Below are 14590 nucleotides of genomic sequence, written 5' to 3'. Positions count from 1 at the left end.
TATGACTTACGTGATCGTTCATGCTCTGGCTCCAATTTTCGTCATTATGCTGTTGGGTTTTTACGCCGGTAAGGCAAAGAAGGTCGATAACCACAACGTTGCCCTGCTGAACGTTTTCGTCATGGACTTCGCCCTGCCGGCGGCGCTGTTTACCGCCACGGTGCAAACGCCCTGGGCAGGTATCGTCGGGCAGGCGCCGCTGGTAGTGGTGCTGGTGCTGGCGATGTGGATAGCCTACGCCGCCATCTATTTTCTCTGCACCCGCGTGTTTCACAAAGCGCCGCAGGATGCCGCCGTGCTGACTCTGACCGTCGCGCTGCCCAACTACGCCGCGCTGGGGTTGCCGATCCTCGGCAGCGTGCTCGGCTCAACGCCCGAAACCTCGCTGTCGGTCGCCGTGTCGATAGCCTGTGGCTCGGTGCTGATGACGCCGTTTTGCCTGCTGATCCTCGAGCGTGAAAAAGCGAAAACCGAGGGCACGCAGCACTCCAGCGCCGCGATGCTGCCAATACTGATGTGGCGATCCGTGATTAAGCCTATCGTCTGGTGTCCGCTGCTGGGCGTGGTGCTTTCCGCTTTTGGCTTTCATATGCCGGAGCTGCTGCTCTCTACCATCCGGCCGCTGGGACTGGCCGCTACCGCGACGGCGCTGTTTCTGACCGGGCTGATCCTCTCCGCACGTCAGATCAGGATCAATCAGGCGGTGATCGTCGCCAGCGTGACTAAACTGCTTATTCAGCCCTTTATCGCCTGGGGCATTGTGCTGGCGCTGGGGCTGCACGGCCCGCTGGCGATCACCTCGATCCTGATGATCGCGCTGGCGGCGGGCTTCTTTGGCGTGGTGTTCGGCAATCGCTTCGGCGTGGAGTCGCCGGATGCGGAAGCCACTCTGCTGATCACCTCCGTGCTGAGCATAGTGACGCTGCCGCTGTTTATTTCATTAACCGCAGGAATGTAGCAATGGATGTTCGGCCGCACGATCTGCTCTGGCTGAGCGATCGTGAAGCATTGCAGGGCGATTTGCCTGAATGGGTCGCCTACTGGCAGCCGGCTTTGCCGCTGGTGGTGCGACGCGACAGGGATGCGCAGGGACGTATTCCCGTCGGCATACGCGGCCCGGCCCGCCATCAGCGCGCGGCGGGCTGGGTTGACGCTGCGGCTGTAGTGCGCGTGCTGTCGCCGGAAGCGCTTATCGATCGGCTGCCGCACACCCCTTTTTATACTTTGCCGCCCGTTCAGGCGGCGCTGCGGCTTGCGCAGGCGGACTGGCCGTGGGCATGGGGCGTCACCGGCAGCCTGGGCTATGCGCTGGCGACCGGCGAAGCCGTAATGCACGCGGGCAGCGATCTGGATTTACTGATCCGCGCGCCTGAGCCGCCCGCCGCATCGGCGTTGCAGCGCTGGCAAAGCCTTTGCGCCAGCCTGCCTTGCCGTGCCGATACGCAGCTGGAAACCAGGCTGGGCGGTTTTGCGCTGGCGGAGTGGCTGCGCGACGGCAAAGTGCTGTTGAAAACCGATGGCGGCCCTTTCCTGACCGCCGCGCCATGGGAGACGCCGCGATGAAAATCTTACTGACCTTTCCCGGACAGGGGCCGCAGCAGCCCGGCATGCTGCAAAATTTGCCTCAGGGCGAGGCAATCCTGAAAGAGGCCAGCGAAGCGCTGAATGAAGACGCCTCGGCGCTGGATTCGGCAGAGGCGCTGCGGCATACGCGCGCGGTACAGCTGTGCCTGCTGATTGCGGGCGTGGCGCATGCGCGGGAGCTGGAGCGACAGGGCCTGGCGTTTGCGATGACCAGCGGTTTATCCATTGGCGCCTATCCTGCGGCGGTAGTCGCGGGCGCGCTGGCCTTCGACGACGCGTTACGGCTGGTGGCGCTGCGTGGGCAGCTGATGGAGCAGGCTTATCCGGCAGGCTACGGCCTGACCGCGATTATCGGCCTGACCCAGAGCGAGCTGGAGCCGCTGCTGGGAGAAGAGAGCTGGCTGGCCAATATCAACGCGGAACGGCAGCTGGTGATTGCGGGCAGCGAGGCGGCGATGCAGGCGACGGCGGAAAGGGCGAAAGCCGCAGGCGCGCAGAAAACACACCGGCTGGCGGTCAGCGTGCCTTCACACTGCGCGCTGCTGGCGGAACCGGCGGCAAAGCTGGCGGAGGCGTTTAAAGCGGTAACGATTGTTCGCCCGCGTCGCGCCTGGCTGAGCAGCAGCAGCGGCCGCGTGCTCTGGCAGCCGGCGCAGATAGCGGATGACCTCGCGTATAATATGTCGCGCACGGTGCGCTGGCATGAGGCGATGATAGCGGCCAACGAGCGCGACGTCCGGCTGGCGATTGAGGTGCCGCCCGGCGCGGTGCTGACCGGCCTGACCCGGCAGGCCTTCAGCGAAGGCGAAGCGCTTTCCCTGGAGCAGGGCGGCTACGAGCTGGCGTTAACGCTGGCGAAGCGTTTGCAGGCCGGCGGCTGAACGATCGCGCCCGGGGCAGGATGACCAGCTCTTACCGCCCGGTAAGCAACGATAAAGGCTGCGCATCAGGATAAATGGCACTGACTACCCGGTAAACAGCGACAAAGGCTGCGCGACAGGATGAGCGGTACTGATCATCCGGCAAACAGCGGTAAAGGCTGCGCCACAGGCCCGTGCGGTCGTGTCCGCAGCGTGATAATGCCGCCGCGATATTTTTCGTTCTGCGTAACCACGTAACCAGGTGTTGCGCTCTTCTCCTCCCTCTTAATAAAAATAATTTATGACGAAACGGTCAGGGCGGACGTTGCTGCTGGCAAAAACGTTTAACAAAGCTGTAACGTCATGATTATGTTATCGCGTAGACCAAATTTTATAAATTTATCTGAACTACTAACAAAATTATTTGATGTGTTATTGCTTACATTTCAGCATTTTTAAGCTTTTCCCCGGTTAGGTTATGTTGATTTTTGTGTAGTTAAGCTTAAGTTCGCGTCCGCTATGCAGCGTGGCGCGTCTTAACCACTCGACACAAGGAAGCAGACATGAATCCTATTACTCGTCGCAGCTTTATGACCTTTGCCGCCGGCAGCACCGTTGCGTTGGCGGCTGGCTCCGTTCATGCTCACGATCGCACCGTGGCCGCGCAACCCTGGACAGGCCAGATGGGCGGCAGCGATCCCGGCCCGCACGATCCGCTGCGTCAGGGAGAAAATCCCGATATCGTCAATCCGCCCGCTACCGACAGTGGCACGCTGCCCAACCTGCGTTTTTCCTATAGCGATTCGCACGTGCGTAAAGGCAGCGGCGGCTGGACGCGACAGATCACCGAGCGCGAGCTGGGCGTTTCCAAAAGCATTGCCGGCGTTAATATGCGCCTTAACAGCGGCGGCATCCGCGAGCTGCACTGGCATAAAGAGGGCGAGTGGGCCTATATGCTGTACGGCAAGGCGCGCATCACCGCGCTGGACGTCGACGGCCACTGGTTTGTGGACGACGTCGGCGTGGGCGATCTCTGGTATTTCCCCTCCGGCGTGCCGCACTCGATACAGGGGCTTGGCCCGGACGGCTGCGAGTTCCTGCTGGCGTTTGATAACGGCGGCTTTGACGAAGACAGCACTTTTCTGCTCAGCGACTGGTTTAAGCACGTGCCGCCGGAAGTGCTGGCGAAAAACTTTGGCGTGCCGGTGGAAACCTTCAGCAAGCCTCCTTCACCGGCCGATGAGTATATCTTCGCCGCCACACCGCCGGGCGATCTGCAAAAGGACGCCATTGCGGGCGCGACCCGTTCCACCACCGCTTTCAGTCACCGGATGCTGGCGCAGCAGCCCATCACGCTAAAGGGCGGCACGGTGCGGATTACCGATTCCTCCCTTTTTAAGGTGTCAAAAACCATCGCGGCGGCGCTGGTAGAGCTGCAGCCGGGCGCGATGCGCGAGCTACACTGGCATCCCAATACCGACGAGTGGCAATACTACCTGGAAGGCGAAGGACGGATGGGCGTGTTTGCTTCTTCGGGCCAGGCACGCACCTTCGATTTTCGCGCGGGCGATGTCGGCTACGTGCCTTTTGCGATGGGCCACTATGTGGAAAACACCGGCGACAGGCCGCTGCGTTTTCTGGAGCTGTTTAAAAGCAGCTACTACGCGGATATCTCGCTGAATCAGTGGCTGGCCTCGACGCCGCCGCAGCTGGTACGCCAGCATCTGCATCTCGACGACGCTTTTATGCAGGCGCTGGATAAAAGCAAAAAGCCGGTGGTCGGCGGCTAAAGAACCCGGCAGGCCGCAGGGAGGCGGCCCGATCGCTGTGCCAATTCGTTTCAAAATATAAGTTGTCACTTTCCTGTCATCAACCTCTTCCAGCATAAAAGCCGATAAAGCTAACCGACGTAAATTAAGGAACTTTTATGCGCTTTCGTTATTCTCTGCTGGCCAGCGCGCTGCTGCTGGCGCAGGCTGCTCAGGCAAAAACCACGCCCGTTGACTTCGATAGCATCCAGAGGATTGTTGAAACCACCACGCCCGCCAGCAGCGATGCCCGGTTCGCGGCCTTTGACGCTCAAATCCAGCAAGATCTGATCGGCGCGTTGCAGGGCGATGCCGCGAAGCTGACGCGCGCGCAGCTGGAGAAAACCGCGCAGAGCGATAAGCTGGCGGATCGCGGCTGGCTGAAGGCGAGCGGCTACGACTTTGCTAAAAAAGCCAATCAGCAGGCGGGCATCGCGCTACTAAGCGCTTTCACCACGCTGCCGAAAAGCGAGCTGGACGCCAGCATGCAGCGCGTGGCGCAGGTTAACCTCGATGCGACCGACGGCCAGCGTCGCCAGGCGATTATTGATGCGGAAGGGCAAAACCATCTGTTTTTTCTGGCCGACGCGCTGGGGCCGAAGCTGGGTCAGGCCTTTCTGAACGCCTACACCAAAGGCGAGATGGGTAAGGCGGCGGCGCTGATCAAGGCCAGCGAAGTCAGCACCGGCGCGGCCAAAGCGCACTTTAACTATCCACGTCCTTTCCTGATGCCGGGCAACACTATCCATGCGGTGCCGGATACGGCAGTGGTGAAAGATAACCAGCCCTATCAGGCGAGCGAAGGATCTTTCCCCAGCGGCCACACCAATACGGCATGGACCGATGCGCTGCTGCTGGGCGAAATGGTGCCGGAACGCTTTGTACCACTGATGGATCGCGCCGCGCGCTACGGCTATTCGCGCATGGTGCTGGGCGTGCACTATCCGATCGATCTGATTGGCTCCCGTATGGTGGCGCAGCGTAACGTGGCGCACTATCTCAACGATGCAAAGTATCGCCCGCTGTTTGCTGAAGCGAAGCAGCAGCTGCGCGACGCGCTGGAGAAAGAGTGCGGCACCTCGCTCGCCGAGTGCGCCAGACCATCCGGGGCAGCCGATCCTTACGCCGCGCCGCAGATGCAGCAGTTTGCACGTTTTGCCATGACCTGGGATCTGCCGCAGGAGAAAGTGAAGCAGGAAGCGGTTGTGGTGCCGGAAGGCGCTGAGGTGCTGCTGGAAGCGGCGCTGCCGCAGCTGAGCGCGCAGCAGCGTCGGCAAAGGATGGTGGCGACCGCTATCGCCGCAGGCTATCCGCTTTCCGGCACCACGCCGGAGCAGAACTTCTGGCAGCGGCTGGATCTCTCAGCGGCGGCTGATATGCATAAAGGATAAAAAAGGGGCGGCCATCGCCCCGGTTCCTCTGTAATGCGGCGCTATTTTTGCGTACTGGCTTCTGCCGCCGTTGGCTCCTCGCTTTTAACGCCGATTTTTGGCAGCGCGCCGAAATCGAGGGTTTTCCCTTTCAGCTCTTTCGCCAGCGCTTCGCTGATATCCGCTTCCGGCGCAAAGGCCAGTGCGGCCTGCGCAGGCAGGATCGCCAGCAGCTGGTGCTGCTCGCGGTACTTTCCGGCCGCCTCCGCTATCGCTTTCAGCGCGACGCCGTTAGCCTGGCGCTGCTCATGCTGCCACTCCAGATCCAGCAGCTGCCGATCGGCCAGCAGCGCGCTGCGTCGTTTCTCCTCCGGCAGCCTGGCGCCGTTTTCCTGCGCCATCTTCAGACCCTGTCGGAGCTGTTGATCGACCGTCTGCAGCCGCGTTTTCAGCTGATCCGCCAGCCCTGAATCCTGCATAACTTTATCAGGATTGATAAATTTCACCGGCCGCGTCTCTTGCCGATCGCAGCCCGCGAGCAGCGTGATAATTGCAAGACTCAGAGCCAGCACACTGATTTTTGGCTTCATTTCCTCTCCTTGTAGCCGGTTTCGGCATTTCCCTGCATGGGTTCCTTCAGGCGCTCAGACTATAAACGATAGCGCGTCCGGCGGCCGATATTTCCACCTTGTCCGTTGATTCACATCAACTTTATGCCCGTTGTTCCATTGGGATCAGGTCGGCATTGTCGGCCATACGCCGGGACCGATAGGCAGGCCGAGCGCGTACCATGCCAGCAGCAGCAGGAGCCAGACGCAAAAAAACAGCAGCGGGTAGGGCGCAATCAGGACGTAATAGGTGCCCAGCTGCGCATCCTTGCGGTAGCGCTGCAAAAAGCCCAAAAACAGCGGCAGAAAAGGCGACATCGGCGCCAGCGGCAGCACGGCCGAATCCGCAATACGGAAAATCATCTGCGCAAAAGCGGGATGAAAGCCCAGCAGCATAAACATCGGCACGAAAATAGGCGCCAGAATCGACCAGATTGCCGAACCGCTGGCGATAAACATGCAGAGCAGCGCAGAGAGGAACATCAGGCCGATAAAGGCGGGCGCGCCGGTCATCTCTGCTTTTTCAAGCAGATCGGTCAGCCCCACGGCCATAAACTTGCCCATGTTGCTCCAGTTAAAAAAGGCTACAAACTGCGCCAGCGGAAAGACCATCACGATAAAACCGGCCATGCTTTTCATCGGCTCAATCAACAGCTGCGGGATGTCGTTGGGTCGCTGGATCTGCCTGGTCGCCACGCCGTAGGCTATCCCGGCCACAAAAAAGAACAGGATAATCAGCGGCACGATGCCCTGAATAAAAGGCGAGGGGATCACGCTGCCCGTCTGCGGATGACGCAGCGGTGCACCTTCCGGCACCACCAGCAGCGCCACCAGCGCGATAAACACCAGCGAAGCGATGCCGCTGATGCGCAGACCGCGATTTTGCAGCGGCGTCAGCTTCGCCAGTCCGTCCTGCGATTCGCCGCGCCAGGCGGGCAGGCGCGGCTCGATAAACTTGTCAGTCAGCAGACCGCCCGCCAGGGTTAAAGCCACCACCGAGCTGGCCATAAAAAACCAGTTATCCAGCACGCTGACGTGCACGGTATCGCTGACCGCCTTCGCCGCCTCGGTACTGATGCCGGAAAGCAGCACGTCGGTAGTCACGATCAGCAAATTGGCGGTAAAACCGGAACCGACGCCCGCAATAGCCGCCATCAGCCCGGCGACCGGATGACGGCCCACGGCGATAAACATCAGCGCCCCCAGCGGCGGCATCACCACCAGCGCGGCATCGGATGAGATATGGCTGAAAAAGGCGATAAACAGCACCATATAGCTGGCGTAGCGGGCGCTGACAAATGACGCCATCTTATGCATCAGCGCCTGAAGCAGCCCCACTTTTTCCGCCAGGCCCGCGCCGATCATCAGCGCCAGGATCGATCCCAGCGGTGTAAATCCGCTGAAATTTTTAATGATCCCCGGCAGGATCCATTGCAAACCCGCCACGCTCAGCAGGTTTTTAACACGAATGACCTCGCCGTTGGCGGGATTGATCACCGAAACGTCCAGCCACGACAGCACGGCGGTTGCCGCCATCAGCACGATAATCAGATAAACGAACAGTAAGAACGGGTTGGGCACCTTGTTGCCGATGCGCTCAACCCAGCTGAAGACTCTGCCGGGACTTTTTCCCGGCGCGGTTGTATCACTCATGTTTTACCCTCTGTTGTGTTGGCTTTTTTATTGTCGGGCTGGGATCGGGCCCAGCCTCGGGCAGCGTCTGCAACGCCTTGCTGCAAAAGCACGTGCAAAAACCGTGCCTTACTGCCGGTGCGGTGCTATCTCCGCACGCGGCTTGTTACGTCATTAGTGCACCTGGCGATTAAAGCGGTGCGGTGCTGTCTCCGCGCGCGGCTTGTTACGCCGTTGGTGCGCCTGGCGATGAAAGCGGTGCGGTGCTGTCGCCATACGCGGTCGTTACTCGTTGGTAAAGCTGTCGATATGAAAGGCGAGGGCGGCCAACGTTTTGACCGCCGTCGCCATCACCGCCTCGTCAAAGTCGAATTTCTCATTGTGATGACCGGTGCTTAGCTGCGTGCCGAAAATGATGTAGGAAGCCTGGCCGCCGCGCGCCTTGACCCGCTCCATCATATAGGTGGCGTCTTCAGAACCGGCGGGCTGGCCCCGACTGTCGACCAGCGAGGTCAGCTCCGGAATGCGCGCGGCCTGCTGGCGGATATAGTTCACCCAGGGCCGGGTCGGCTGGCAGCTGCGCGCCGCGCCCATCAGCTTTACCTCGTGCTGCACGTCATACATCGCCGCCGCGCCCGCCACCACTCGCAGCGCCTGCTGATAGATAAAATCATTGATGTCGTTGGTGGCGCCGCGCGTTTCCACCTTCAGCAGCGCGCGATCGGCCACGACGTTGCGCCCGGTTCCCGCCTGCAGCACGCCTACGTTAATACGCGAGCTGCCGCCGCTGTGCTGCGGCAGGTTATGCAGCGCCAGCGTGGCCTGCGCCGCCGCCAGCAGCGCGTTTTTGCCTTCTTCCGGCCGCGCGCCCGCGTGCGAGGCTACGCCGCGAAAAGCGATATCCATTTTGGTGGTCGCCAGAAAGGTATCGCTACCGCACACCAGCTCTCCGGCCGGCACGCCGGTGCCGATATGAATGGCGGTAAAAAAATCCACGTCATCCAGCACGCCCGCTTCCACCATCGATTTTGCGCCGCGCGTACCTTCTTCGGCCGGCTGGAAAATCAGTTTGACGGTGCCGCACAGCCGCGAGGAAAACTGCTTCAGCACCTGCGCCACGCCCAGCCCGATAGCGGTATGACCGTCATGGCCGCAGGCGTGCATCATGCCTTCGTTGCAGGAGGCGAAGCCTTCGGCGAAAGGTCGATGCGCCTGCGCCTGCATTTCCACCACGTCCAGCGCGTCCATATCAACGCGAAAGGCCATCACCGGGCCGGGACGCCCGGTCGCCAGCGTCGCGACGATGCCGCAAAAACCGCCGGAAAAGTGCGGCAGCCACTGCGGCAGCGCGCCCTGGGCCAATGCCCGCTGCTCCTGCTGCACCAGCACCTCCGCAGCAGGCACCCCCATGCGCGCCTCCGCTTTAATCACCTCTTTGCCCAGCTGTAGCGACCAGCCCAGGCGGTGCAGCTCTTCGGCCACCAGCGTGGCGGTGCGGAATTCAAGCCAGCCGGACTCGGCGAACTTATGCAAATCGCGACGCCAGTGTTGCAGGCGGGGAGAGATCTCTTTTACAAAATCGGTTACGGCTTGCTCCATTTCTGGTTCCTTTAATAGCAGTACAAAAAATGCTGGTTTATCGACTCTACACAGTGGTTTCGGCGCGCAGAAGATGACAATATCTTTTGACTGATAAACAACGGTTATCACCCACAAGGAGGTTTTATGCCCGCATCGATCAAGCTGCACCAGCTTCGTGCATTTGTGGAAGTGACGCGTCAGGGCAGTATCCGGGCGGCAAGCCGGGTGGCGAAGCTTTCGCAGCCCGCGCTCTCTAAATCGGTGCAGGAACTGGAAGAAGCGCTGGGTGCGCCGCTGTTTATCCGGCAGCGGCAGGGCGTTCAGCTTACGGCGACAGGCAAAGATTTTTTTCGTCACGCCAGCCTGATCCTGGAGGAGCTGCGGGTCGCGCAGGAAGAGGTCCAGCAGCGGCTGGGCCAGGCGGGCGGCTCGGTCAATATCGGCGTGGGCGGCAGCATCGCCCGCACGCTGATGCCAAAGGTGATAACTCAGTTTCATCACCTCTTTCCCGAAGTCAGCGTGCGCATCCTGGAGGGCCAGCTGGTGACCTTGCTGCCGGAGCTGCGTCAGGGCGAACTGGATTTCACCATCAATACCTGGTCTCCCGGCCATCAGGACAACGAGCTGAGCTACGAAACGCTGATGGAGCGCGACTACTGCGTGGTGGTACGCAAAGGCCATCCGCTGGCGAACGCCACCTCGCTGGAAGCGCTGCGCCACTGTAGCTGGACCATGCCTTCGCCCAACGGCAGCTACTATCAGCTGTTGCAGGATCTCTTCGCCGACAGCGGCCCGCCGCCCGCTATCACCATCACCTGCGAAACTTTTATGGCCTGCGCCAGCCTGCTGGCCCAGAGCGATTTCGTCAGCATCCTGTCGCAGGATTTTTTTACCGATCCGCTGGTCGGCCATCGGCTGGTGGCGCTAAAGCTGCGGGAAAAAATGCCCAGGGCGACCTTCTGCCTGATCCGACGTAAAGATACCGCGCTGACGCCGATGGGCGCGCAGCTGGCCAGGCTGTTTCGCCAGCAGAGCCAGGCGCTGGTGCTGGCTTAGCTCTGACGGTCAACGGGAAAGAGCAGCAACATGCTAAAGTTAAATTTTTACGCTAAGAGGTTTCTACTATGTCGCACTCGTCCTATACCAGCCGCATCATTACCGCCACGCCAGAACAAATCTGGCCGCTGATTGCCGATTTTAACGGCCTGCCGAAAATCCATCCGGCTATCTCCTCCAGCGAGCTGGAAGATGGCGCTACCGAAAGCAAGGTCGGCGTGGTCAGAAAGCTGACGCTGCCCGATGGCATAGTGCGCGAGCGCCTGGTAAAGCTGGATAAAGCCAATTGGGAGCTGCACTACGCGATTCTGGACGGCATCATGCCGGTCACGGATTACGTGGCGGTGGTGAAGCTGACGCCGAAAAACGACGGCACCACGCTGGCGGAATGGTGGGCGGATTTCAAGGTTGAGGCGGGCCATGATGAACAGGAAGTAGCGCAGAGCATCAGTGAAGGCGTCTTCGCCACCTGTCTGCAAAACGTCGCGCAACAGGCTGGCTGAGTAAGGATCTTCGCCATGACGACGCGATTTATCGTGCAGCGCTACCATCCTCGCTACCAGGCGGGGGTAAAAGATCTGATCCTGCCGATCCAGAATCACGAGTTCGGTATTGCGATTTCGGCAGAGCAGCAGCCGGATCTCAGCGATATCCCGACCTTTTATCAGCAGGGTGCGGGCGATTTCTGGCTGGCGACGGTCGACGATCGGGTTGTTGGCTGTATCGGCCTGAAGGATATCGGCGAGCAGCAGGCCGCGCTGCGGAAAATGTTCGTGGCGGAAGACTGGCGAGGCAGGGAGCACGGCGTGGCCAATAGCCTGCTGCAAACGCTGCTCGCGCACGCTCGCGAGCGGCAGCTCCGTGACGTCTGGCTGGGCACCACCGCGAAATTTCTGGCGGCGCATCGTTTTTACGAGAAGCACGGCTTTAGCGAAGTGGCGCAAGCCGCGCTACCGGCCGCTTTCCCCGTGATGAAGGTGGACACAAAGTTCTACCGGCTGGCGCTGTAGCAGAAAAGCAGCCGGTTTTTGCCGCCAGTCACCAGCTTGACTGCGCCCTGCTGACCGGGCACGGTTTTGTCAACATCCTCAGGGGCGAACGCTTCGCCCCTTTTACTCAGGCCTGCTCGCCTGAGGTGCTCATCTGCATCAGATCTTTATCAACAAAGAACAGCCCTTTACCGCTGGTGCCGACCAGTGCCAGCTTATCCAGCACGGATTTGAACAGCTTCTCTTCTTCATGCTGTTCGGCCACGTACCACTGCAGGAAGTTAAAGGTAGAGTAATCCTGCGACGTCATTGCCGCATGCGCCAGCTCGTTGATTTTTGCGGTAATCAGCTGCTCGTGCTCGTAGGCCTGTTCCAGCACGTTGTTCAGCGAGTCAAAGGTCACCGGCGGCGCGGCGATGCTGCCCAGCACCGGCATGGCGCCGGTATCGCTCAGGTAGTTGAACAGGCGCTGCATATGCTGCATCTCTTCGCGGGAGTGCTCGCGCAGAAAGGCGGCGGCCCCCTCAAACCCTTTGTCGGCGCACCAGGCGCTCATCTGCAAATAGAGGTTGGCGGAAAAGAATTCCAGGTTTAACTGATCGTTCAGGCGAGCGGTCATTTCGGCAGTCAGCATAGCGGCTCCAGATATTAACAGGCAAAATAATTATTTGCCGCATTATGCACGGGAAGCAGAGAAATAAAAACCGCAGAAAAATATATTTTATATTTATCTGCGGCGAAAAATAAGGAGTGATAATTATTATCATCCTTTCTCATGTTGGGGCATGCTGTAATGGTTTTGATAATTATTCTTGTTAGCTATTCGTTTTAAAAAAGGCGTCCTTTTAAGAGTATGCATAAGCTATACGAATTACTTGTTTACTTAATGATTTGAAAGGGTTTTCCATTGGTTAAATTCGTTTTTTTGGCGGAATAAATATTTAAAAACGCGCTTTTTAGCTGTATAACAGGGAAAGAATAAACGCCGCTTTTTGCAAAAATATAATAGTGGCGGTTGCGTGCGTTATCGCTGCTGTCTGGCGCCCTGCCGACGTGGCTGGACATCGTCAACGGCCGATAACGACGTGAAGCAGATAAATGATATGACGGGCGGCTCAGCCGCGGACAACGGTTTAACTCATAAAAGGGATGCATAATGGAGCTAAAGGACTGGCATACCGCAGACATTATCGCTGCGTTAAAAAAAAGAGGCACAAACTTATCCGCGCTTTCACGGCAGGCGGGACTGGCGTCCTCGACGCTGGCTAACGCGCTGCGCCGTCCGTGGCCGAAAGGCGAGCGGCTGATTGCTGAAGCGCTGGACATCGCTCCCGAGAAAATATGGCCGACACGCTATCAGCATCCGGTGCGGCCACATAAGTATCACAATCAGAACGGCCGGTAAGCCGTCGGCGACGCTCGCTTAAAACGTTTCCCAGTTTCCTTCACCGGCTGCCGGCTGCGTTTTTTTCAGGGCTTTTTCGGCAGGTTTTGCGGCTGGCGCGCGCGCGTGGCCGGTCTGAAACACGGCAACGGCCTGAGCCAGACGGGTCGCCTGGTCCTCCAGCGACGCGGCGGCGGCGGCCGATTGCTGTACCAGCGAAGCGTTCTGCTGCGTGACCCGATCCATCTCCGTGACCGCCTGGCCAATTTGATCGATGCCGCGACTCTGTTCGTCAGAGGCGGAAGCGATCTCTGCCATAATGGCGGTGACGCGTCCCACGGCATCGACGATATCGTGCATGGTTTCTCCGGCGGTGGTGACCTGAAGCGAACCGGCGTCGACGCGGCTGACGGATGCTTCAATCAGCGTCTTGATCTCTTTCGCCGCCTGGGCGCTGCGCTGGGCCAGATTGCGCACTTCGCCCGCGACCACGGCAAAGCCACGGCCCTGTTCGCCCGCGCGGGCAGCTTCCACGGCGGCGTTAAGCGCCAGGATATTGGTCTGGAAAGCGATGCCGTCAATCACGCTGATGATATCGGCGATTTTCTTCGAGCTGCCGGCGATATCGCTCATGGTTTGCACCACGCCGTCCACCACCTTGCCGCCTTTGATTGCGGTTTGCGACGCGCTCGACGCCAGCTGTGAGGCCTGACGCGCGTTTTCTGCGTTCAGCTTCACCGTGGCGGTCAGCTCTTCCATGCTGGCTGCGGTCTGCTCCAGCGAGGCGGCCTGCTGCTCGGTACGGGCGGAGAGATCGTTGTTGCCCATCGAAATTTCGCTCGCGCCGGTGTAGATGGCGTCAGAGCTTTCCCGCACGTGGCTGACGGTAACGGTCAGCGCCTGCTGCATGGCGGAAAGATGGGCGGCCAGCCTGGCTATTTCGCTGCGGCCTTCCACCGTCAGCGTGCGGGTCAGCTCGCCTTCGGCAATATGCTGAATATGCTCCTCAACCTGCTTCAGCGGCCGCAGCAGCACTTCCTTAATCACTTTCCAGATGACCAGCACCAGCACCAGCAGCAGCAGGATCACTGCCGCCAGCGTCCACATCATATTCGTAAAGCCCTGCTGATTGACCTCAATGCCCGTCGCCAGCAGCTTCGCGTTCTGTTCGCGCCACTGGTTATAGCTGGCTTTCAGGCCGTCCTGCGCCTGCTGCGCATCCAGATTGCCGTAAGCCTCGTAGTTATTCGCGCCGAGAAACTGGACAGACTGCTGCATGGTGTCATGCAGCTGCTGATAGCTGCTGGCCACGCTGGCCGTTATCTCGCTGCTTTGTCCGGGCTGCGCAGGCGCACGCTGATAACGTTCAAAGTGCGCCTGCGCCTCGTTAAGCAGGGCAGTGGCGTTGGTCAGCAGCTTGTCGATGGCCGCCAGCGTGGCCGGATCGGTTTGCTTTTTCAGAATACGGATAGCGGCACGGTTAATGGTGACGCGCGTTTCAAGCAGCGTCTGCCAGGTGTCGCTGAGCTGGTTCTGCTGCTGCGTCAGCACGCTGGCGTGGTTGAAATTCTCTTTGTCCTGGCTAATAGCGTTAAATGAGAGCGCGCTGGAAACCAGCAGCAGCCCGCTGAAAATAACCAACATGATAACGATGCTGGTCACAACTTTAATATTTTTTAGCATACTGCGTACTCGGAAAGGGGAGTCGATAAAGGCTT

At 59.5% G+C, this 14590-nt stretch carries 14 protein-coding genes; 9 read left to right on the top strand and 5 right to left on the bottom strand.

Annotation, left to right across the window (positions count from 1 at the left end; all coding sequences use genetic code 11):
- Window position 1: 1 nt before the first annotated feature.
- The 5 genes from ACMGEE_RS09390 to ACMGEE_RS09370 all read left to right on the top strand — a co-directional run bounded on the left by ACMGEE_RS09390 (window position 2) and on the right by ACMGEE_RS09370 (window position 5643).
- Window positions 2-958 (top strand): AEC family transporter, encoded by a 957-nt coding sequence (locus ACMGEE_RS09390; protein ID WP_253458318.1) that lies wholly within the window; start codon window positions 2-4, stop codon window positions 956-958.
- A gap of 2 nt (window positions 959-960) precedes the next feature.
- On the top strand, window positions 961-1563 hold the full coding sequence (locus ACMGEE_RS09385) for a malonate decarboxylase holo-ACP synthase (protein WP_253458320.1): 603 nt from the start codon (window positions 961-963) through the stop codon (window positions 1561-1563).
- Window positions 1560-2465 (top strand): malonate decarboxylase subunit epsilon, encoded by a 906-nt coding sequence (mdcH, locus tag ACMGEE_RS09380; protein WP_301250621.1) that lies wholly within the window; start codon window positions 1560-1562, stop codon window positions 2463-2465. Before ACMGEE_RS09385 ends, mdcH begins: the two co-directional genes overlap by 4 nt.
- Window positions 2466-3007: 542 nt before the next feature.
- A complete protein-coding gene (locus tag ACMGEE_RS09375; RefSeq protein WP_436829952.1) occupies window positions 3008-4234 on the top strand; it encodes a cupin domain-containing protein in 1227 nt (408 codons plus the stop codon).
- A 137-nt stretch (window positions 4235-4371) separates the two neighbouring features.
- Window positions 4372-5643: an acid phosphatase gene (locus ACMGEE_RS09370; RefSeq protein ID WP_436829951.1), complete on the top strand. Its 1272-nt coding sequence runs from the start codon at window positions 4372-4374 to the stop codon at window positions 5641-5643.
- A 41-nt stretch (window positions 5644-5684) separates the two neighbouring features.
- Here ACMGEE_RS09370 and ACMGEE_RS09365 read toward each other — a convergent pair whose 3' ends face one another.
- The 3 genes from ACMGEE_RS09365 to ACMGEE_RS09355 all read right to left on the bottom strand — a co-directional run bounded on the left by ACMGEE_RS09365 (window position 5685) and on the right by ACMGEE_RS09355 (window position 9461).
- On the bottom strand, window positions 5685-6212 hold the full coding sequence (locus tag ACMGEE_RS09365; protein WP_436829950.1) for an OmpH/Skp family outer membrane protein: 528 nt from the start codon (window positions 6210-6212) through the stop codon (window positions 5685-5687).
- A gap of 144 nt (window positions 6213-6356) precedes the next feature.
- A complete protein-coding gene (abgT, locus tag ACMGEE_RS09360) occupies window positions 6357-7883 on the bottom strand; it encodes a p-aminobenzoyl-glutamate transporter (protein ID WP_369896252.1) in 1527 nt (508 codons plus the stop codon).
- 264 nt (window positions 7884-8147) lie between these two features.
- Window positions 8148-9461 (bottom strand): M20 family metallo-hydrolase, encoded by a 1314-nt coding sequence (locus tag ACMGEE_RS09355; protein ID WP_436829949.1) that lies wholly within the window; start codon window positions 9459-9461, stop codon window positions 8148-8150.
- A 126-nt stretch (window positions 9462-9587) separates the two neighbouring features.
- Between ACMGEE_RS09355 and ACMGEE_RS09350 the strand changes: the two genes are divergently transcribed.
- The 3 genes from ACMGEE_RS09350 (at window position 9588) to ACMGEE_RS09340 (ending at window position 11509) form a co-directional block, all read left to right on the top strand.
- The gene (locus ACMGEE_RS09350) at window positions 9588-10499 is read left to right on the top strand and encodes a LysR family transcriptional regulator (protein WP_301730015.1); all 912 of its coding nucleotides are present in this window, start codon (window positions 9588-9590) and stop codon (window positions 10497-10499) included.
- 68 nt (window positions 10500-10567) lie between these two features.
- Window positions 10568-11002, top strand: a complete 435-nt coding sequence (locus tag ACMGEE_RS09345; RefSeq protein WP_253458333.1) for an SRPBCC family protein — start codon at window positions 10568-10570, stop codon at window positions 11000-11002.
- Between the two features lie 15 nt (window positions 11003-11017).
- Entirely contained in the window at window positions 11018-11509 is a 492-nt protein-coding gene (locus tag ACMGEE_RS09340) for a GNAT family N-acetyltransferase (RefSeq protein ID WP_253458336.1), read from the top strand.
- Between the two features lie 106 nt (window positions 11510-11615).
- Here ACMGEE_RS09340 and ftnA read toward each other — a convergent pair whose 3' ends face one another.
- Window positions 11616-12122: a non-heme ferritin gene (gene ftnA / locus ACMGEE_RS09335; protein ID WP_253458339.1), complete on the bottom strand. Its 507-nt coding sequence runs from the start codon at window positions 12120-12122 to the stop codon at window positions 11616-11618.
- 522 nt (window positions 12123-12644) lie between these two features.
- On the opposite strand from ftnA, the gene ACMGEE_RS09330 reads away from it, so the two are divergent.
- The gene (locus ACMGEE_RS09330) at window positions 12645-12893 is read left to right on the top strand and encodes a helix-turn-helix domain-containing protein (RefSeq protein ID WP_253458341.1); all 249 of its coding nucleotides are present in this window, start codon (window positions 12645-12647) and stop codon (window positions 12891-12893) included.
- Between the two features lie 18 nt (window positions 12894-12911).
- Here ACMGEE_RS09330 and ACMGEE_RS09325 read toward each other — a convergent pair whose 3' ends face one another.
- Window positions 12912-14555 (bottom strand): methyl-accepting chemotaxis protein, encoded by a 1644-nt coding sequence (locus tag ACMGEE_RS09325; RefSeq protein WP_436829948.1) that lies wholly within the window; start codon window positions 14553-14555, stop codon window positions 12912-12914.
- Between the last annotated feature and the right edge of the window lie 35 nt (window positions 14556-14590).

The organism is Erwinia artemisiae (assembly GCF_051400835.1).
In the GTDB taxonomy this organism is placed as follows: Bacteria; Pseudomonadota; Gammaproteobacteria; order Enterobacterales; family Enterobacteriaceae; genus Erwinia; species Erwinia aeris.
This window is presented reverse-complemented; position numbering and strand designations above follow the sequence as displayed.

Bases quoted from the DNA above. Each gene is read 5' to 3' on its own strand.
- ACMGEE_RS09370 (WP_436829951.1), top strand. From the start codon at position 4,372: ATGCGCTTTCGTTATTCTCTGCTGGCCAGCGCGCTGCTGCTGGCGCAG.
- ACMGEE_RS09355 (WP_436829949.1), bottom strand. From the start codon at position 9,461: ATGGAGCAAGCCGTAACCGATTTTGTAAAAGAGATCTCTCCCCGCCTG.
- ACMGEE_RS09365 (WP_436829950.1), bottom strand. From the start codon at position 6,212: ATGAAGCCAAAAATCAGTGTGCTGGCTCTGAGTCTTGCAATTATCACG.
- ACMGEE_RS09325 (WP_436829948.1), bottom strand. From the start codon at position 14,555: ATGCTAAAAAATATTAAAGTTGTGACCAGCATCGTTATCATGTTGGTT.
- mdcH (WP_301250621.1), top strand. From the start codon at position 1,560: ATGAAAATCTTACTGACCTTTCCCGGACAGGGGCCGCAGCAGCCCGGC.
- abgT (WP_369896252.1), bottom strand. From the start codon at position 7,883: ATGAGTGATACAACCGCGCCGGGAAAAAGTCCCGGCAGAGTCTTCAGC.
- ACMGEE_RS09330 (WP_253458341.1), top strand. From the start codon at position 12,645: ATGGAGCTAAAGGACTGGCATACCGCAGACATTATCGCTGCGTTAAAA.
- ACMGEE_RS09375 (WP_436829952.1), top strand. From the start codon at position 3,008: ATGAATCCTATTACTCGTCGCAGCTTTATGACCTTTGCCGCCGGCAGC.
- ACMGEE_RS09345 (WP_253458333.1), top strand. From the start codon at position 10,568: ATGTCGCACTCGTCCTATACCAGCCGCATCATTACCGCCACGCCAGAA.
- ACMGEE_RS09340 (WP_253458336.1), top strand. From the start codon at position 11,018: ATGACGACGCGATTTATCGTGCAGCGCTACCATCCTCGCTACCAGGCG.
- ACMGEE_RS09390 (WP_253458318.1), top strand. From the start codon at position 2: ATGACTTACGTGATCGTTCATGCTCTGGCTCCAATTTTCGTCATTATG.
- ACMGEE_RS09350 (WP_301730015.1), top strand. From the start codon at position 9,588: ATGCCCGCATCGATCAAGCTGCACCAGCTTCGTGCATTTGTGGAAGTG.
- ftnA (WP_253458339.1), bottom strand. From the start codon at position 12,122: ATGCTGACTGCCGAAATGACCGCTCGCCTGAACGATCAGTTAAACCTG.
- ACMGEE_RS09385 (WP_253458320.1), top strand. From the start codon at position 961: ATGGATGTTCGGCCGCACGATCTGCTCTGGCTGAGCGATCGTGAAGCA.